Origin of the sequence: Shewanella sp. NFH-SH190041, assembly GCF_024363255.1 — a bacterium.
GTDB lineage: Bacteria > Pseudomonadota > Gammaproteobacteria > Enterobacterales > Shewanellaceae > Shewanella.
The window spans coordinates 2296670-2316547 of record NZ_AP026070.1 but is presented as its reverse complement, the minus strand read 5'-3'; the positions used below and the strand labels follow the sequence as shown (position 1 = coordinate 2316547).

The following is a 19878-nucleotide window of genomic DNA, read 5'->3' as shown; positions in this document are numbered from 1 at the left end:
ATAGATATGAAATTTTCTGAATCCTGGCTACGTGAGTGGGTCAATCCTGCTGTTAGTCGTGAAGAATTAGCCCACCAGATCACTATGGCTGGTCTGGAAGTGGATGGTGTTGAACCGGTAGCGGCGGATTTTTCCGGCGTAATTATCGGTGAAGTTGTGGAATGTGCCCAGCACCCAGATGCAGATAAGCTGCGGGTGACCAAGGTCAATGTGGGTCGTGATGAGCTGATTGATATTGTCTGTGGCGCGCCTAATTGCCGTTTGGGATTGAAAGTCTGTGTCGCCATGGTCGGTGCAGTACTGCCAGGCGATTTTAAAATTAAAAAGGCTAAGCTGCGTGGACAACCTTCCCACGGCATGCTGTGTTCTTTTGGTGAGCTGGGTATTGATATCGAGAGTGACGGTATCATTGAATTACCTGCCGATGCGCTGTTGGGTACTGATGTACGAGAATTTCTGCAACTGAATGATGCGGTTATCGACGTGGATCTGACTGCTAACCGGGCTGACTGCCTGGGTATGGTTGGCCTGGCGCGTGAAGTTGGGGTGCTGAATCGTGCTGAAGTGTCTGCACCAAGCTGGGCGCCAGTCAATGCCAGCATTGATGATCAAGTGGCGATTAGCTTAAATGCACCTGAAGCGTGCCCACGTTATTTGGGCCGGGTGGTAAAACAGGTCAATGTTAATGCGGTAACGCCAATGTGGATGCAGGAAAAATTGCGTCGCAGTGGTATCCGTTCTATTGATCCAATTGTTGATATTACCAACTATGTATTGATTGAGTTCGGCCAGCCAATGCATGCTTTTGATCTAGCAAAGCTGGATGGTGGCATTCAAATTCGTTTGGGTAATGGGGAAGAAAAACTGACCTTACTTGATGGCAATGAAATCACAGTGCCAAATGATGTGCTGGTGATTGCCGATGCTAAAAAACCACTGGCGCTAGCTGGGGTATTTGGTGGTCAAGATTCAGGTGTATCTTCATCAACTCGCGACATTATGCTCGAGTGTGCTTTCTTTGCGCCGTTGGCCATTATGGGTAAAGCCCGTCGTTTGGGGCTGCACACTGATGCCTCTCACCGTTTTGAGCGCGGAGTAGATCCTGAACTGCAGCAAAAAGTGATGGATAGAGCGACCCGTTTGGTTCTGGATATCTGTGGTGGTGAAGCTGGCCCTGTGGTGGAAGTGAAATCTGATGCCCATTTACCTAAGCCAGCTGATATTCTGCTGCGTCGCGCTAAGCTGGACAAACTGCTGGGACATGTGATTGCTGATAACGATGTCAATGAGATTTTGACTCGCTTGGGCTTTACTGTTGAAGTCGTTGATGCTGGTTGGCAGGTTAAGACTGCAACCTATCGCTTCGATATGGCGATTGAAGAAGATCTGATTGAAGAAGTTGCGCGCATCTACGGTTATAACAACATTCCAAATGTTGCTCCAATTGCGGCACTGAAAATGTCAGATCATAAAGAAGCTGAGCTGAGCCTGAAAAAAGTACGTAGTGTACTGACTGCTCGTGGCTTCCAGGAAGCGATCACCTATAGTTTCGTTGATCCGAAACTACAGCAGCAGCTGTTCCCGCAGCAAGATGCTATGGTGTTGCCAAATCCAATCTCCAGTGAAATGTCAGCCATGCGCCTGTCGTTATTTACTGGATTGTTGAATGCAGTGGGTTATAACCAAAGCCGTCAGCAAGCTCGCGTGCGTTTGTTTGAGACTGGTTTGCGCTTTGTACCTGATGCTCAGGCTGAATCTGGCGTTCGTCAACAGGCAATGCTTGCGGCAGTGATTGCAGGGCCACAAAGTGATGAACACTGGTCTATGGAATCCAAAACTGTTGATTTCTTCGACCTTAAAGGTGATTTAGAGTCGATCATCGGCTTGACAGCTGCCGAAGCAGAATTTAATTTTAGAAGTGCAACGCACAGCGCTCTTCATCCAGGGCAATGTGCTGAAATTCTGCGAAATGGCCGAGTTATCGGTTTCATTGGTGCAGTACACCCAAGCTTGGAAAAGCCATTTGGTTTAAACGGTAAAACCATTGTCTTTGAACTGGAATTGGATGCGCTGTTGCAGGCTAAACTGCCTCAAGCTCAACCAGTCTCTAAGTTCCCTGCTAACCGCCGTGATATCGCGGTTGTGGTTGATGATGCCGTTGCTGCCGGTGATGTTATCGATGTGATAAGAAAAATTGGCGGGAATCAGTTGGTTGGCATAAACTTGTTTGATGTATACCAAGGTAAGGGTGTAGAGCCTGGCAAAAAGAGCTTGGCAATTGCACTAACGTTACAAGATACGGCTCGTACGCTTGAAGAGAAAGAAATTGCGGAAAAAGTTGACGCAGTGGTTTCTGCTCTTGAGTCTGAGTTCAACGCATCGTTGAGGGATTAAAGTATGGCACTTACCAAAGCCGAAATGGCAGAACATCTTTTCGAAACACTTGGTATTAACAAGCGCGTAGCGAAAGAGATGGTAGAGTCGTTCTTCGAAGAGATTCGATGTGCACTTGAAAATGGTGAGCAGGTCAAGCTATCTGGCTTTGGCAATTTCGACTTGCGGGACAAAAACCAACGTCCTGGCAGAAATCCAAAGACAGGCGAAGATATACCTATCTGCGCCCGCCGAGTGGTGACCTTCCGCCCCGGTCAGAAGTTAAAAAGCCGGGTAGAAGTCGCTAACACCGACAAATAGTTCGACCCGATGAAGAAAAGCCACTCCTAGAGTGGCTTTTCTGTTTTTGATTCATTACCATTTGGGCGCTTTTATTTAGTTTGGGGTTGTATCTTGTCCAGAGCAGCAAAACATTTCGATCGCCGTTTTCACCTTTCACTGCTTCATCCCAAATATTGGTTATCTTGGCTTGGTATTGGCCTGTTAGTTATTTTCGGGTTGATGCCTGCTGTTGTTCGTGATCCCATTGCCCGTATGATGGCGCATTTGGTGATGCATATTGCTAAACGGCCGATTGCGGTCGCACGAGCGAACTTGAAAACCTGTTTTCCGGAGAAATCAGAGGCAGAGATAGCATCACTGATCCGTGAAAATGTGGAAAATTTTGTGATGATCCTGCTGGCGCAAGCAGAACTGATGCTTAAGGGCCGAAAGTATTTACGCCGCCGGGTGAAGTTAATGGGTTATGAACATGTGCAGCAGGCCCGTGATGCTGGTAAGCCTGTGATTTTTATTATGCCCCATGTTTGGGGGATTGAGTATGCTGGTTTACGGTTGAACCTTGAGTTGCCGATGGTGACCATGGCAAAAGCTCACCGTAATGGTCTATTTAATTGGTTTAATAACCGGATGCGTAGTTCGCTTGGCGCGAGAGTTTATATGCGTGAAGCGGGGATTCGAGCACTGCTTTCTGAGCTGAAAAACGATTTCAGTTTCTTTTATCTACCCGATGAAGATCATGGCCGGGATAAGAGCATCTTTGCGCCATTTTTGGGCACAGTAAAAGCCACCTTGCCTGTGGTTGGTCGTCTGGCGCAGGCAGGCAATGCTGCCGTGATGCCGGTTAAAATTGGCTATAACCGTCATAGCCGTCAATTTGATTTAACGGTTATGCCAGCGATTGCACCGGAAGCAATGCAGGGCAAGGAAAATGAAGCTCGAGCGCTCAATCATGCTGTTGAGCAGGTGATTCTTGCCTATCCAGAGCAATACATGTGGTTCTTACGTGTGTTGCGTACCCGGCCAGAAGGGGAAGCTGATATTTACGACTAAGTGGTGATACAGGTCGGAATTTGGGGACCTGATAAGAATGAAACTCTTCATTCAATTGTCATACAGTTGTGGTATTCGTGATTACACCTATCCCATAAAGAAATATAATTAGCGCGCTGTGATTACGGTTTCAGAGATTACCGGAATCACAGTGCGTTATTATTTTCAGCCATCGCCTTTTTATCGTGAATGTGTAAATAATCCTATCTTCACACATTACTCAATCATTATTTGCAGCGATGGCCGGATGGATTTATCTGCCCTAAATGTGGTCATCGTCAAGCCTATCAAATCCATACCCGTGAGCTTTATGAATGCTGTCAGTGCCATAAGCAAACATCCGTGACATCTGACACGCTGTTTCACGGCACGCATATCCCGCTGTCTAAATGGTTTACGGCCATTTATTTTATAGGGTCAGACAAAGGCGGAATATCAGCATTACGGCTCAAAAAGCTCATTGAAGTTAACTGGCGAACGGCAAGGTTGATACTGAAAAAATTGCGTATCGCAATGGGGCACAGAGACAGACTGTATTGGTTATCTGGCAACATAGAATTGGATGATTGCTTGGTTGGCGGCAAACAAAAAGGTAAACGTGGTTGAGGAGCGGCAGGGAAAACACCGATAATTGTGGCCGTTGAAACCCAAGGTGAACGAGCCGGCTATATTGCCATGCAGGCTGTTAACCGTATCAGCCACCAAAGTGTCGAGCAATTTGTGCAAGCGCATATTCTCCCCAATCAATATGTTCGCTCAGATGGGCTACGTGCATTGACTATCATTGATAAAACCCAGCATCACGAAGCCAGAGTGACGCCGAAAGAATTGGTTGATGAGTGGCTCCCGTGGGTACATATCGCCATTAGCAACCTGAAAACATTTATTCAGGGCACATTCCACGGAATATCCAAAAAATATGTACAGGAATACCTCAATGAGTTCATTTATCGTTTTAATCGCAGAAGAATAGAAAAACAAATTCCTATGCGGCTGTTAAATATAGCTATTTTTCATTCACCTATGAACTCATGCTGAGCAAAGTGCATAGGCATGTTATTTTATTGCCTTCCACTAGTGTGCTGGTTGGGTTATCAGATCTTGGATATATGCAGTTTGGCTAAGTAATTCAAGATGAATGCATGCTTTGTTCTTACAGCGAAGATTTTATCAGACTGATAGCTCCTGATTTGATATCAATTTGATAGCAAAATATTAAATTGATAGCGTGACACTAGGGCTATTTATAATTTATAGCTGCTCTAGCTGTTGATTTTAATTGTGTTTGTCAAAACGGCGGAAAATTTTCCGACTCAGTTCACTAAAATCTTCTAGCTTGATAACAAAAATTGCTACTGACTCACACTTTTGCTCATCTTTTAATCGTTTATTTTTCCTTGGCTTAAATATTGCTGAATAGGGTTATTCACTCGAGCTGTGATGATCAACTGAATTTAGTGGACATCAATAAAAGGGAATAACAATGATAGAGCATTATTTTCGCCCCCAAACTCCGGAGCAGGCATTGGAATTGATGCATGCCCACAGTCCCCACGCCGTTTGGTTTAACGGTGGATCCAAACTGAATGCTGCCCCGACCCGAACTGATAAAACCGTCGCCATTGCCCTGTCTGATTTACCTTGTAATGACATTCGTTGTGAAGGTGAAGCGCTGTACCTTGGTGCCATGTGCAAACTGCAGGCCTTAATTGAGCATGAATTGACACCCGCTGCTTTGAAAGACGCCGCGGGTTTTGTTTATTCGCGCCATATTCGTCATCAGGCAACGTTAGGCGGTGAGATTGCTGCAAAGCAAGATGAAGCAGTGTTACTGCCCGCATTGCTGGCGATGCATGCCGAACTGATTTTAGCCGATGGCCAGCAGGTTTCGCTGGAAGCCTATTTGGATAACCCAGGCGCGCTGATCTTAGAAGTGGTGCTACCTCAGCGAGCAATACATTGTCATACCCGCAGTGTGCGCCGCTCAGCCGGTGGACTTGCGGTAATAACGGCAGCGGTTTCCCTCAGTGCTGATGGCAAGGTTGAGATGCTGCTTGATGGCATGAACCAACTGGGTGAACGTCAGGCTCGGCCTGTCAGTTTGCGTGATGTCGCGGGGCAGGCATTAGAAGGTGAAGCGCTGGAGCGCGCTGTTGCTGAAGCTATTTCTCCTGTAGCGGATATCCGCGGCAGCATTGAATATAAGCGCTATATCGCCGGCGTGGTGATGGCGGATTTATTGGTTGAATGTCAGCAATTGGCACAGAGCACACAGGGAGAATAAAAGTTATGTTGGTGAAATTTAACTTGAATGGTCAACCGAAATCACTGGAATGTGCAGCTGGTGCCAATGTGCAGTCACTGTTAAAGCAATTGGGATTGCGCTCTGTGCGGAACAGTGATGATGGTTTTGGTTTTGCCGGCTCTGATGCCATCTTGCTTGATGGGGTGCTGCATAACGCCTCTTTACTGATCGCCGCGCAATTGGAAGGTTGTAATGTGGCGACGGCAGAGTCTTTGGGCAAATGGAATGAATTAAGTCTGGTGCAGCAGGCCATGGTGGATGTTGGTGTGGTGCAGTCTGGTTACAATGACCCGGCAATGGCACTGGTGATTACCAATTTACTTGAGCGGCATCCAAGTCCTTCTCAGGCACAGATTGAAGATGCGCTAAGCGGTATTTTCAGCCGTGATGCCGGTTATCAGCAGTTTTATGATGTGGTGGCATTGGCCGCAAGGCGTCTCAATGAGCCGGCGTATCAACAGGCCTTTGCCCCTGAGTTCCGTGATGATCTGAAAGTCGTGGGTAAAAACAGTCCTAAGATTGATGCCTTTAAGATGATTAAGGCTCGCCCGTGTTATGTGGAAGACCGCATTGCAGCGGATGCTTGCGTGATTAAAATGCTGCGCAGCCCTCATCCCCATGCCTTTATTACCCATTTAGATGTTAGCCAGGCTGAAGCATTACCTGGCGTGGTGTCGGTGATCACCCATAAAAATTGCCCGGACATTCCTTATACCCCAGGTGGGCAAAGTGCACCTGAGCCATCACCGTTAGACAGACGCATGTTTGGGCAGAAATTGCGTCATGTGGGCGACCGTGTGGCTGCTGTGGTGGCCGAAAGCGTTGAAATCGCTGAAGCGGCATTAAAACTGATTGAGGTGGAATACCAAGTACTTAAGCCGGTGATGAGCATTGATGATGCCATGGCGGCCGATGCACCAATTATCCATAACGAGCCGATTGAATATGGCGTGGGTGCGCCAGCCGATTTAGCTGAGCAGAATGAACATGCTGATCCTCGGGAAGGCAAGCTGATTGTGAACTTCCCTATTGGCTGTTTTCCACGCAAAAATATTGCCGCCAGTGTCCGGGGGCATATTGGTGATTTGGATAAAGGCTTTGCTGAGGCCGATCATATTATCGAGCGGACCTATGAATCGAAACAGGTGCAGCAACTGCCGGTAGAGACCCATATCTGTTACAGCTATATGGATGGTGATCGTCTGGTGATGCACGACTCCACCCAAGTGCCTTGGCACGTGCGTCGGCAAGTGGCCAAGATCCTTGGCATTAAACAAAACAAGGTACATATCGTCAAAGAGCGGGTCGGCGGTGGCTATGGCTCTAAACAGGATATTTTGCTGGAAGATGTGTGTGCCTGGGCAACCTGGACCACCGGCCGGCCGGTGTATTTCCACCATACCCGGGAAGAGGAGTTTATCAGTAACTCCAGCCGCCATGTGGCGAAAGTGCGGGTAAAACTGGGGGCGAAAAAGGACGGTACGTTAACCGCTATCGATATGGATTTCCGTGCCAATACCGGCCCATACGGTAACCATGCCCTGACAGTGCCTTGTAATGGCCCTGCCTTGTCCTTACCTCTGTATCCCTGTGATAACGTCGATTTTCTGGTCACCACGTATTACTCCAACATTTGTCCTACCGGTGCCTACCAAGGTTATGGCGCGCCAAAAGGTAACTTCGCTTTGACCATGGCGATGGCTGAGATGGCGGCAGAGCTTGGCATTGACCATCTGGATATGGTGGAAAAGAACCGTGTTGTAGAAGGGCAAGATCTCAAAATTCTGGCGGCTATCGGGGAAGGGAAGATGCCCGCCGCGGCGCCGAAAGTGCACAGTTGCGCGTTGGAGCCCATCCTGAAACAAGGGTGGGAGATGATTAATTGGGATAGCCCGAAAGAAAGTGACGGTGATTGGCGCATTGGTCGTGGTGTTGCCATTATCCAGCAAAAATCGGGTATTCCGGATATTGACCAAGCTAACTGCGCCATCAAGATGGCCTCAGATGGCACCTTTATTGTTCACTCCGGCGGCGCGGATATCGGCACGGGATTAGATACTGTGGTGAACAAGCTGGTGGCAGAAGTGCTGTGTTGTCCACTAGACAATATCACTATTCACTCTGGTGATACTGACCATGCCCCATTTGATAAAGGCGCTTACGCTTCATCTGGCACCTGTTTCTCGGGTAATGCGGCGCGTCTAGCGGCAGAAGCGATGAAGGAGAAGATCCTGAAATGTGGCGCTGAGATGCTCGGGGTAGAAGTGTATAAGGTTGAGTTAGTCGCCCCCGGTATTGTGCGCTGTCAGCACCATGATCAGAAAGTGGGTGAAGTGAGCTTCTTTGATATCGCCCATAAAGCGGAAAGTGGCACTGGTTGGGGGCAACTGCTGGCATCTGGCTGCTTCACTACCCCTGAATTTGCCTTCCCATATGGTGCTAACTTCGCTGAAGTGGCAGTGAATGTCCGCAGCGGTGAAATCCGCTTGGATAAGTTCTATGCCCTGTTGGATTGCGGCACACCGGTGAACCCTGATTTGGCGCTGGGACAGATTTACGGCGCCAGCATGCGGGCCATTGGTCACAGCCTGTATGAAGAGCTGATTTACGATGAGCAGGGCATTCCACTCACGCGGGATCTAAAGACCTATGGCGCGCCCATGATCGGGGATATTCCAAAGGACTTCCGCGCGGTGTTAGTGCCCAGTGATGATCCTGTCGGCCCTTATGGTGCCAAGTCTATCTCTGAAATTGGCGTAAATGGTGCCGCTCCTGCGATTGCCTCAGCGATCCATGATGCTTGCGGCGTGTGGATCCGTGATTGGCACTTTACCCCTGAAAAAGTCTTGGCAGGGCTGAAGTTGCTGTAAGGGTAGATGCACAACTCAACTTTTGGGTAACACACTCCCGGCAGCCCGATGGGCAGGGCTGCCGGCCTAACTAAGAGGGCGATATTCGCGTTAACTGAAGTACCGGTGATGAGCAATTAACTAATTAATCGATTGCGTACCTTGGAACGAGGTGAGTGAATATGAAGCTGCTTTATAACGTTGAAGATAAACCACCAGTCGGTGCCTGGATCCTGTTAGCGCTACAGCATATGTTGGCGGCAATGGGCGCCATCATCGCGGTACCTTTGGTGGTCGGTAGTGCGCTTGGGCTGCCGACGGAAGATATGATTGTGCTGGTCAATGCGGCTTTGATTGTATCGGGTCTGGTCACCATGATGCAGTGTAAGGGCATTGGCCCTATCGGGATCCGTTTACCTGTGGTGATGGGGACCAGTTTTACCTTTGTGGCCATTGCAATTTCAATCGGGATGGATTCTGGCGTTTCAGGTATTTTCGGCTCGGCGCTGGTGGGCTCTTTGGTGATGATTATCGGCAGTCGGTTTATGCCGCAAATTCGCAAATTGTTTCCCCCAGTGGTATCCGGCACTGTTGTGGTGCTGATCGGGATGACCATATTGCCCGTGGGCGTGGACTGGTTTGCGGGTGGGTTCGTGGGCCAGGAGCAATACGGTCAGCTGGATAATTTACTGCTCGGTTCATTGGTGCTGGGGGTGGTGATTATCCTCTCCATGCTGGGGAAGGGCATTATCTCTGCTGCTGCCATCGTGATTGGTATGTTTGTTGGCTATATGGTGGCCATGATGCTGGGTATGGTCGATTTCAGCCCAGTAACTAATGCACCGCTGTTTGCCCTACCAGAACTGTTGCCGTTTGGGCTGAGTTTTACGGTCAGCGGCATTATCGGCATGTCCATTGCCTATCTGGTGACCATTATGGAATCGACCGGGGACTTTCTGGCCTTAAGCGATGCAACCCATACCAAACTGACCGGTAAGAAGCTGTCCCGTGGCATTTTATGTGATGGGGTCGGCAGTGCAATTTCCTCCGTATTTGGCTCTACGCCATTTTCCTCTTTCAGTCAGAATGTCGGCATTGTTTCCATCACTGGTGTGGCTAGCCGACATGTGGTGGCGTTAACCGGCGCTATTATGTTGTTTGCCGGTATGTTCCCCAAGCTTGGTGGCATTGTGGTGACCATCCCATCGCCAGTACTCGGTGGGGCGGGGCTGGTGATGTTTGCCATGATCATCTCCTCTGGGGTAGGCATCTTATCCCGCATCCATTTTACCAAGCGCAATATGCTGGTGATTGCAGTGGGGATTGCCTCTGGACTGGCGGTGACTGTGCGCCCTGAGATTTTGACCTATTTGCCAGAGCCTATGCACGTGATCCTTGGCTCCGGCATTACTACCGGCTCGCTGGTGGCCTTAATACTGAACTTGGTATTGCCGGTGGACCGTGAGGATGAGGCGGAATGCGCCATGGAAAAACGGGCCGCATTGGAGCAGCAGGTAAAAGAGTGTGACCTGTGTGCAATGGAGTTGGAAAAAGAGCGTCAGCGGTCGCTCACTGGACGTAAGGGAATGATTTAACAGTTTTTCTGGAAAGCGAGCCAAGGAAAGATGGATGTTCCTGAGCCTGTCGGGCGACATCAGCTAAGGAAAGTTCAACGCACCCTGGTGATGAGTTCAAGCTGTACATCAACGAGGATTTGAGATGGGACAATTAGAGTCAATCAAGGCGATCCGCGCCTCAATCATGGACGTGAAATGTGTTGTGGACCGTCCGGAAGACATTGAAAAGAACATGCGCTACATTGACGATGGCCTGATGTTAATCATTGATGGCAAAATCGAATGGGTCGGTAAATGGGAAGAAGGCAAGGATAAAGTGCCACCCGGGGTACGAATTCGCAGTTATCCGGGAAAAATCGTGATGCCAGGTTTTATCGACACCCATGTGCACTATCCACAATCTGAAATGGTTGGCGCTTATGGTGAGCAGCTGCTGGAGTGGCTGGATAATTATGTGTTCCCGACAGAAGCCCGCTACTCAGACAAAGACTACTCCAAGGAGATGTCTAAGTTCTTCGTTAACCAGTTATTACGCAATGGCACCACTACTGCGCTGGTGTTTGGCACTGTGCACCCAGAATCGGTCGACTCTTTATTTGAAGTCGCGGAAGGTTACCATATGCGCCTGATCGCCGGTAAGGTGATGATGGATCGCAATGCGCCGGATTATCTGGTGGATACCCCAGAGTCTAGTTATGAGCAAACCAAAGCACTGATTGAAAAGTGGCATGGCCGTGGCCGCTTGATGTATGCCATTACGCCACGGTTTGCCCCGACGTCTAGCCCAGAGCAATTAGCGCTGGCCGGCAAACTGAAAGAGGAATATCCAGATACTTATGTACATACCCACCTGTGTGAAAACAAAAATGAAATCCAGTGGGTAAAAGAGTTGTATCCAGATCGTGCCAGCTATCTGGATGTGTATCACCATTATGGCCTGACAGGCTGCAAGAGTGTGTTTGCCCACAGTATTCATCTGGAAGACAGCGAGTGGGATTGTTTGTATAAGACTGACTCTGCGGTTGCTTTCTGTCCAACATCGAACCTGTATCTTGGCAGTGGCTTATTCAAGCTACAGGAAGCCTGGAAACGCAAGGTCAAGGTCGGGGTGGGAACTGATATTGGTGCCGGCACCACCTTCAATATTCTGCAGACTTTGAATGAAGCCTACAAAGTGATGCAGCTACAGAATTACAAATTGTCCGCATTTGAAGCTTTCTACCATGCCACATTGGGTGGTGCTAAGTCGCTGTCGCTGGATCATCTGGTAGGTAACTTTGAGGTGGGCAAAGAAGCCGACTTTGTAGTGGTAGACCCCTGTGCCACTGCACTGCAGCAGCTGAGATTCGATAATTCCAAGGATTTAGCCGATGAGCTGTTTGTACTGATCACCCTGGGGGATGATCGCAGTATTTACCGTACTTATGTGGACGGTCGTTTAGTCTATACCCGTAACTAATCTGGTTAACCGGTACGGGCATAACTGAGCACGAGAGTGAAGTAAGACAACAATGTAAAAGGTGGTTGGGAGGATCGCCGGTTTCGGCCGGTGATCTGTCAAGGAATGTCGCAGGGCGGCCATGTGGCCGGGGGTGTGGAGACCCAAACCTTAAGACAACTATTGGGAAGTAGCATTATGTCAGATACTAATAAAATCAATCTCGATCCTGCAGCCATGGGCGAGGTGCCAAGTGCATCGCAGGGAACCTCACTGGAAAAATACTTCAGAATTAAGGAGCGTGGTTCAACCGTAAGACAGGAGTTAATTGCTGGGTTAACAACTTTTCTGGCCATGGTGTATTCGGTCATTGTGGTGCCCAATATGCTAGGGGCGGCAGGTTTTGATCCCGGTGCGGTATTTATTGCAACCTGTTTGGTGGCAGCGTTTGGTTCGTTAATGATGGGGCTATGGGCTAATTTGCCGATGGCCATTGGTTGTGCTATCTCGCTGACGGCATTTACGGCATTCAGTATGGTATTAGGGCAGGGGCTGTCGATTCCAGTGGCGCTGGGGGCGGTCTTCTTGATGGGTATTGTGTTTACCGCCATTACGGTAACCGGTGTCCGTCAGTGGATTTTGACTAACTTACCATCCGGCATTGCCCATGGTACCGGTATCGGTATTGGTCTGTTCCTGTTGTTGATTGCCGCCAACGGTGTGGGCTTAGTGGTGAAAAACCCCTTTGACGGTTTACCGGTTGCGTTAGGGGAGTTTACCTCTTTGCCTGTTTTGGCTTCATTGATCGGTTTGGCGATTATTTTTGGTATTGAGCGGTTACGTGTCCCCGGCGGCATCTTGTTGGTGATCATCGGCATTTCTATTTTCGGTTTGATTTTTGACCCGAATGTGAAATATCAGGGATTGTTCGCTATGCCGAACCTGACAGCAGAAGGCTCTCTTATCGGCACAATGGATATTATGGGGGCGATGAACCCTGTGGTGATCCCAACTGTGCTGGCGTTGGTGATGACAGCAATCTTTGACGCAACAGGAACTATCCGCGCGGTTGCCGGGCAAGCAAACCTGTTGGATAAAGATGGCCAAATCATCAGTGGTGGTAAAGCGCTGACTTCTGACTCTGTATCCAGTATTTTCTCCGGCTTTATCGGTGGCGCCCCTGCTGCGGTATATATTGAGTCGGCTGCAGGTACTGCTGCGGGTGGTAAAACTGGTCTGACTGCCACAGTGGTGGGGAGTTTGTTCCTGCTGTTGATCTTCTTAGCACCACTGAGCTATCTGGTTCCTGCTTATGCGACAGCACCTGCGCTGATGTATGTGGGTCTGTTGATGCTGAGCAATGTGTCAAAACTGGATCTGGATGATACTGTTGGGTCACTCAGTGGTCTGCTGTGTGCGGTATTTATTGTTCTGACCGGTAATATCGTGACTGGTATTATGATTGCCTTTAATGCTTTGGTGATTGGCCGTGTTGTTTGCGGCGAATGGCGTAAGCTGAATGTCGGCACTGTGATTATTGCCATTGTATTGGCCGTATTCTATGCCGGAGGCTGGGCAATTTAAGGTGGATAATTCAGTCTGCATTGGATGATATTGATATCCAACAGCTGATATTGATGAACGTTATAATAAACAGCCCGGTAAGAATCGGGCTGTTTTGCTTTATATTTATGCAGTTAAACTGGTTTGGCTGAAAAAACAGTTTACAGCCTATATTGTTCTCAGTATTATCGCCCCCGTTCCGGAGGGGTGGCAGAGTGGTTGAATGCACCGGTCTTGAAAACCGGCATGGGTTAATAGCCCATCCAGGGTTCAAATCCCTGCTCCTCCGCCATATTTTATGAGAAAGCCTGCTTATTTAAGCAGGCTTTTTTGTGCCTGTGTGTTGGGCTCATTGCGACTGCGTTTTCGATTTATCAGCCCGCGCAACGTCATATCAAATCTGCTTATTCGTATCAATCACTCTCTGCTTGCGACAAACACAAGCTTGAAAGGTCGATATCTGCTAATCAATTTATTTCATTCTTGCAATTTGATTCAGCCGTTATGTGTTATTTCAATTGTGCTATTTATACTTTTATTGCCATTAAATCATTGGATTAGCGGACTTAACTGTTGCGTTGAAGCATTTTGATTCCAGCAAGACATCAAGTGTGGATAAGCGTGAGTCGTTGGCCGCGAGAAGTTAATGCTGCCGCAAATACCATTAACGCAATCATATTAACGTCACTCCAACGCAATAGGGTAATCAGTCCAGTGCTGCGCAGTTGTGACTAAGATTTAAAGCTCTTGGCCGCAAGCGAAATAGTCATGCGAGGGTCACGCGAATAGACCAGTAAGTAGCTAAGTAGAAGTCAAGCGAATAGCTAAGTAAGTCATCAAGGGATAGCTAAGCGAGGGCCAAATGTGGTGAACTGCGACTAAGCTACTCAAGGGTCAATTGAAACTTGTTTTAATCTCAGTGTTATCATTCTCTAGGGTGTATCTTCATTGCGTGTTGGCTTCGCCACAATGCGACATTTCACTATGGCGGTAGGTCTTTACTGCTGATTAGCGGCGAGAGTGAATTAATCTTGCTTACAACGGGTTGCTTGTTAATTGAGCGCAAATAGCCGCGAACTAATTAGTTAATATCTGACTTATCGGTTAATTTATGCATATATAACGGTGACGTAAGCGTTTTAATCAGCCAGCACCCTCTGCTACTTAAGTGCTGATAGCGCAGCGTTAATCCTATGCTTATATCGATATTATAACTCTTTAGAGAGTGTCCCCGCCGAGTTTGCTTATGCTGTGCGTTGGATAGAATATTGGTTTGCAGCCATGCATAGATAGGTGATAGATAAAAGGCCTATTGGCATTGGAGTAGTTCGCTCAGATGCATAAACGTGCAGTGATTTAAGTGAGTCGATGACCGATTACATCTATGAATAGTAGGTGAAAGTTCTCTTTTTAATTCATTAGGTTAAGCAAGTGCTATTTCCCCTTTAACCAGACTGGTTTATGATCTAGTTTAATAAGTAGAAACGGGATTTAGTTTCCGGCTAAAAAGAATACAGGATGGGCAGAGGGTGATTTCAGTATATCTGGTTGATGACCATGAGTTGGTCAGGACCGGGATCCGACGGATCCTGGAAGATGAGCGCGGTATCCGTGTGGTCGGTGAAGCGGGTGATGGTGAAACTGCGGTGCAGTGGTGCCGGCAAAATGAAGCCGATGTTATTTTAATGGATATGAATATGCCGGGAATTGGGGGGTTGGAAGCAACCCGTAAAATTTTACGCCATCAACTCCATGCCAAAATTATTGTGTTAACGGTGCATTCTGAAGACCCTTTCCCCACTAAGGTGATGCAAGCTGGCGCCTCTGGTTATTTGACTAAAGGGGCCAAACCGCCTGAGGTGTTACAGGCGATACGCCAAGTCGCTCATGGTCAGCGTTATTTATCACCTGAAATCGCCCAACAGATGGCATTGAGCCAGTTTAATCAGGCAGATGATAATCCGTTTAAGGCTTTGTCTGAGCGGGAATTGCAGATCATGATGATGATCACTAATGGTGATAAGGTGAATGAAATTTCTGAGCAGCTCAATCTTAGCCCCAAAACCGTGAACAGTTATCGCTATCGCTTATTTAGTAAACTGGGGATCAGTGGTGATGTTGAGCTGACCCGGTTGGCTATCCGCTATAAAATGTTGGATGCTGGCCAGTTTTAATTTTTGTGTCGGAGTGGAACCGTGGTAATGCCGACCGCATTTAATGCCAGTGCTTTTTTAAAAACCGTACCCGCTTCACCCGGCGTCTATCGTATGTATGATGCTGACGCTGTGGTGATTTATGTCGGTAAAGCGAAAGATCTCAAAAAACGTCTTAGTTCTTATTTTCGCAAAAATCTGCCCAATGTGAAAACCCAAGCCTTGGTTTCACATATCGCCCAGATTGATGTGACACTGACTCACAGTGAAACTGACGCGTTAATTTTGGAAAATGACTACATCAAACGCTACATGCCTAAATATAATGTGCTGTTGCGTGATGATAAATCTTACCCTTTTATTCTGCTCAGTGATCATCGTCATCCCAGGTTGGCCTATCACCGGGGCCCTAAGCGGGAAAAAGGCCAATATTTTGGCCCTTACCCGAATGGTGGGGCTGTGCGTGAAAGTTTGCACCTGATGCAGAAGTTGTTCCCTATCCGTCAATGTACCGATCTGTACTATAAATCTCGTTCTCGTCCCTGTTTGCAGTACCAAATTGGTCGCTGCAGCGCCCCTTGTGTTGGCAAAATTTCTGATGCTGATTATCAACAGCAGGTGCGGCTAGCCGCTATGTTTTTGCGCGGCAAGGATCAGCAAGTGATTGCGGCGCTGGTGGATAAAATGACCCGGGCTGCAGATGATATGGAATATGAACAGGCCGCGGCATTTCGAGATCAAATACAGGCATTAAGACGGGTTGCAGAGCAAAATGAGGTCACTTCAGATACGGAAGATATGGATGTTATCGGGGTGGATTATGCCTCTGGGTTGGCCTGTTTTCATCTGCTATTTATCCGAGATGGTAAAATTTTTGGAAGTCGCAGTTATTATCCCAAAATTCCGGCCCAAACAGAGCTTGATGAAGTGCTACGTGCCTTTATGCTGCAGTTTTATTTAAATACTACAGCGCAACGCAGTTTGCCAAAAGAGATTTTAATCAGCCATGAGTTTGATGAATTGCCCGCGCTGCAGGCCGCTATCAGCCAAGCATTGGACAAAAAAGTCAGTATTAAAACTCGGGTGCGGGGTCAGCGGGCGCAATTTTTACGTTTGGCGGTGACGAATGCGGTGAATGCTGTTTCAAGTCATTTGTCCCATAAGAATACGGTAGAACAACGTTTTGTCGCCTTGGAAGAGGTGTTGGAGCTCAGCCAACCAATCAGTCGCATGGAATGCTTTGATATCAGTCACACCATGGGTGAGAGTACGGTTGCTTCCTGTGTGGTATTTAACCGAGAAGGGCCGGATAAAGCTGAATATCGCCGCTTTAATATCAGTGGTATTACCCCTGGGGATGATTATGCGGCGATGGCGCAGGCCATTAGTCGTCGGTTCGATAAAGTGACTAATGAGGCCAAAATTCCGGATATTTTATTTATTGATGGTGGGTTGGGTCAGTTGCGTATGGCTCAAAACATTGTCGATGAAAAGTTTGTGACATTGGATAAGGCCCCCATCTTGATAGGGGTGGCAAAAGGTGAGAGCCGTAAGCCAGGGTTGGAAACCTTGATCTATGGTGAAACTGAAGCCAGTTTTGCATTGGAGGATGATTCTGAAGCATTGCATCTGATCCAGCATATTCGGGATGAATCCCACCGCTTTGCGATAACAGGCCATCGTAACCGGCGTCAGAAAACCCGTAATACATCGACGTTAGAGTCCATTCCTGGGGTCGGGCCGAAACGGCGCCGCGCACTGTTACAGTTTATGGGCGGTTTACAACAAGTGAAAAATGCCAGTGTAGCTGAATTGGCAAAAGTGCCGGGGATCAGCATAGAAATGGCACAAACAATACATGACGCATTGCGGGGGTAGCAAAATTGAGGCAAGATTGGCGCTGCTCTTGATAATTTGGTTTGATCATGCCTTTTAATTTACCCATTGCTCTGACCCTGTTCAGAGTCATCTTACTTCCAGTTTTTATTGTTTTTTTCTATCTGCCATACAGCTGGGCACCTTTCGCCTCTGCGTTTGTTTTCTGGCTGGCGGCCATTACCGACGCGCTGGATGGCTATCTTGCCCGTAAATTGCATCAGTCGACGCGATTTGGTGCATTTTTAGATCCGGTTGCAGATAAAATTATGGTCGCGGCGGCATTAGTGCTGCTGGTGGAAGATTATGCTTCTGTATGGTTGACGATCCCCGCGCTGTTTATGATTGGCCGGGAAATTGTGATTTCAGCCCTGCGGGAGTGGATGGCAGAATTGGGTAAACGTGGGGTGGTTGCCGTCTCTTGGATTGGCAAATATAAAACCGCGGCCCAAATGTTGGCGATTATCGGTTTATTATGGCGGCAGTCTGACTGGATGGTGCAGTTATCTTATGGTCTGTTATATATCGCGGCCATTTTAACTTTCTGGTCCATGTTGAGTTATATTATGAGCGCTTGGAAGGATTTAACGGCTGAGTAGCAGATAATTTCAACGTTTCGTTGTTTTAGTGCGCAGTTAAACCATAAGCGAATAAATCCTGATTGACTCCCCGACATAAAACAGCGAGAATGCGTCTCGCAGTCGGGGCGGTACTCCTGACTTAATGAAAACTTATCTGCTTGATATTCAAAGCGTTTTATCAGTTTTCATTAATGCAAGTAATGCGACATTAGCTCAGTTGGTAGAGCGATACCTTGCCAAGGTATAGGTCATCGGTTCGAACCCGATATGTCGCTCCAATCATCAATTTCTTTGATGATACAAAAAGTGGCGCGATGGCAGAATGGCTATGCTGCGGATTGCAAATCCGTCGATCTCGGTTCGACTCCGGGTCGCGCCTCCACTTCTTATTACCTTATCTAAATTTCCTATTTAATTATCTTTTCTATTGCTTTTCTCCATACGTTAAATCAATGCCGTGGTAGTTCTCAATACAGCCGATCAATTCTTTGTATGTTCCATTAGCCCGTTATTATGGGGTTGATCTTTTCGGTTTGCTTTGTGGCAGTTTGAAGGGGGCTTCACGATAGCGGCTTTGCTGTATTTGCCATGTCGTTACATTACCTGATAAGTCGATAACGCTGTGTAGCACAGGTTCAATTCCTATCGGGCAGCTTTGCATCCTCTTTGTTGAATTGTTCTTATTGAGTCTGACTGGGCGATAAATCATTCGTCACAACCAAGAGTTATTATCTTGAATAAAATTCAACCGTGAAAAGCGGTTGTGGTTAACTAATTTTGGAAATTAAGTTGAGTTTATTCTTGGTCTGGGCTGTTGATGATAGCCTAGGCTGGTATTTATTTTGACTTCAGCCTCTGCAGTCTTACCATCGACATGCTTTCTCTCATCTCTTACTCGACATTATTTGTATTAATGACACCGGTTCGCTGTGATGACATTTAATCAAATCGCTCACTATATTTATATTACTTGTAATTGATTAAAGGATGGTGGTGTATTTATAGGCAGCTCAATACGCGGATACATTGATAATGTGTATTGACGTTTATGCTTCATTCTCTATGGATGCATTTATTGATGAACTTGGTGTTGGGCGTATAGGTCATGGCGTGCAAATATTGTGCGGCAATATCTATTTTAATGAGTCGAGGTGGAGTGCTGCTTTTATTGAAATGATCTTTTGTATGCCATTAAATTAGTGGCAGGAGAGTACGATTGGTGATGATATCGACACTCTTGGTGTGGTTTTTGATCGAATTGGCACTTCTTTAATCGAATGAATCAAAACAATAAAATTAGTTGTTGACCCTGCCGGGAAATCCGTTAAAGTATGCCCCGTTCCCGGCGATAAGGCGGGTTAACGCGAAGCGACATTAGCTCAGTTGGTAGAGCGATACCTTGCCAAGGTATAGGTCATCGGTTCGAACCCGATATGTCGCTCCAACCTCAAATAGAGGTTGAGTAACAAAGTGGCGCGATGGCAGAATGGCTATGCTGCGGATTGCAAATCCGTCGATCTCGGTTCGACTCCGGGTCGCGCCTCCACTTTCTAATCTGTGGCTTGTATGGCGGCAGAGCATGAAATGCCCGAGTGGTGGAATCGGTAGACACAAGGGATTTAAAATCCCTCGCTGGTAACAGCGTGCCAGTTCAAGTCTGGCCTCGGGTACCATCTCCTTGCTAAGCGCATGAGAGAACAAAATAACCAGCCTAGTGCTGGTTTTTTTGTATCTTACGCGGACTATTCTACACCAATGGATATAAAAAACCGATGATATTAATACCATCGGGTTTCTTCGGTTAAATACTT

The 19878-nt window shown here is 47.4% G+C and carries 11 protein-coding genes, 6 tRNA genes and 1 pseudogene; all 18 read left to right on the top strand.

Features of this window, described 5'->3' with window-relative positions:
* Positions 1-6 precede the first annotated feature (6 nt).
* The 18 genes and pseudogenes from pheT to NFHSH190041_RS10105 all read left to right on the top strand — a co-directional run bounded on the left by pheT (position 7) and on the right by NFHSH190041_RS10105 (position 19740).
* The gene (gene pheT, locus NFHSH190041_RS10190) at positions 7-2394 is read left to right on the top strand and encodes a phenylalanine--tRNA ligase subunit beta (protein WP_261921753.1); all 2388 of its coding nucleotides are present in this window, start codon (positions 7-9) and stop codon (positions 2392-2394) included.
* A gap of 3 nt (positions 2395-2397) precedes the next feature.
* Positions 2398-2694 carry an integration host factor subunit alpha gene (gene ihfA, locus NFHSH190041_RS10185; protein ID WP_261921752.1) on the top strand — a complete coding sequence of 99 codons (297 nt, stop codon included), beginning with the start codon at positions 2398-2400 and terminating at the stop codon, positions 2692-2694.
* Positions 2695-2787: 93 nt separating this feature from the next.
* Positions 2788-3726 carry a lauroyl-Kdo(2)-lipid IV(A) myristoyltransferase gene (gene lpxM, locus NFHSH190041_RS10180; protein ID WP_261921751.1) on the top strand — a complete coding sequence of 313 codons (939 nt, stop codon included), beginning with the start codon at positions 2788-2790 and terminating at the stop codon, positions 3724-3726.
* Positions 3727-3945: 219 nt separating this feature from the next.
* Positions 3946-4764, top strand: a pseudogene (locus NFHSH190041_RS10175) (IS1595 family transposase); the annotation flags it as partial.
* 445 nt (positions 4765-5209) lie between these two features.
* A complete protein-coding gene (gene ygfM, locus NFHSH190041_RS10170; RefSeq protein ID WP_261921750.1) occupies positions 5210-6010 on the top strand; it encodes a molybdopterin-dependent oxidoreductase FAD-binding subunit in 801 nt (266 codons plus the stop codon).
* A gap of 5 nt (positions 6011-6015) precedes the next feature.
* Entirely contained in the window at positions 6016-8901 is a 2886-nt protein-coding gene (locus NFHSH190041_RS10165) for a molybdopterin-dependent oxidoreductase Mo/Fe-S-binding subunit (RefSeq protein ID WP_261921749.1), read from the top strand.
* 161 nt (positions 8902-9062) lie between these two features.
* On the top strand, positions 9063-10475 hold the full coding sequence (locus tag NFHSH190041_RS10160) for a nucleobase:cation symporter-2 family protein (RefSeq protein ID WP_261921748.1): 1413 nt from the start codon (positions 9063-9065) through the stop codon (positions 10473-10475).
* 124 nt (positions 10476-10599) lie between these two features.
* On the top strand, positions 10600-11916 hold the full coding sequence (gene guaD / locus NFHSH190041_RS10155) for a guanine deaminase (protein ID WP_261921747.1): 1317 nt from the start codon (positions 10600-10602) through the stop codon (positions 11914-11916).
* Between the two features lie 216 nt (positions 11917-12132).
* Positions 12133-13479 carry an NCS2 family permease gene (locus NFHSH190041_RS10150; RefSeq protein WP_261925089.1) on the top strand — a complete coding sequence of 449 codons (1347 nt, stop codon included), beginning with the start codon at positions 12133-12135 and terminating at the stop codon, positions 13477-13479.
* Positions 13480-13659: 180 nt separating this feature from the next.
* Positions 13660-13750 (top strand) — tRNA-Ser (locus tag NFHSH190041_RS10145).
* A 1237-nt stretch (positions 13751-14987) separates the two neighbouring features.
* A complete protein-coding gene (uvrY, locus tag NFHSH190041_RS10140; protein ID WP_261921746.1) occupies positions 14988-15632 on the top strand; it encodes a UvrY/SirA/GacA family response regulator transcription factor in 645 nt (214 codons plus the stop codon).
* 27 nt (positions 15633-15659) lie between these two features.
* The gene (gene uvrC / locus NFHSH190041_RS10135; RefSeq protein WP_261925088.1) at positions 15660-17489 is read left to right on the top strand and encodes an excinuclease ABC subunit UvrC; all 1830 of its coding nucleotides are present in this window, start codon (positions 15660-15662) and stop codon (positions 17487-17489) included.
* A 47-nt stretch (positions 17490-17536) separates the two neighbouring features.
* Complete coding sequence (gene pgsA, locus NFHSH190041_RS10130; RefSeq protein WP_261921745.1) at positions 17537-18085, top strand: CDP-diacylglycerol--glycerol-3-phosphate 3-phosphatidyltransferase; 549 nt, start codon at positions 17537-17539, stop codon at positions 18083-18085.
* A gap of 184 nt (positions 18086-18269) precedes the next feature.
* A tRNA-Gly gene (locus NFHSH190041_RS10125) sits at positions 18270-18345 on the top strand.
* A 30-nt stretch (positions 18346-18375) separates the two neighbouring features.
* Positions 18376-18449 (top strand) — tRNA-Cys (locus NFHSH190041_RS10120).
* Positions 18450-19435: 986 nt separating this feature from the next.
* Positions 19436-19511, top strand: a tRNA-Gly gene (locus NFHSH190041_RS10115).
* 28 nt (positions 19512-19539) lie between these two features.
* Positions 19540-19613: transfer RNA gene (locus tag NFHSH190041_RS10110), tRNA-Cys, on the top strand.
* Between the two features lie 40 nt (positions 19614-19653).
* A tRNA-Leu gene (locus NFHSH190041_RS10105) sits at positions 19654-19740 on the top strand.
* The last annotated feature ends 138 nt before the right edge of the window (positions 19741-19878 follow it).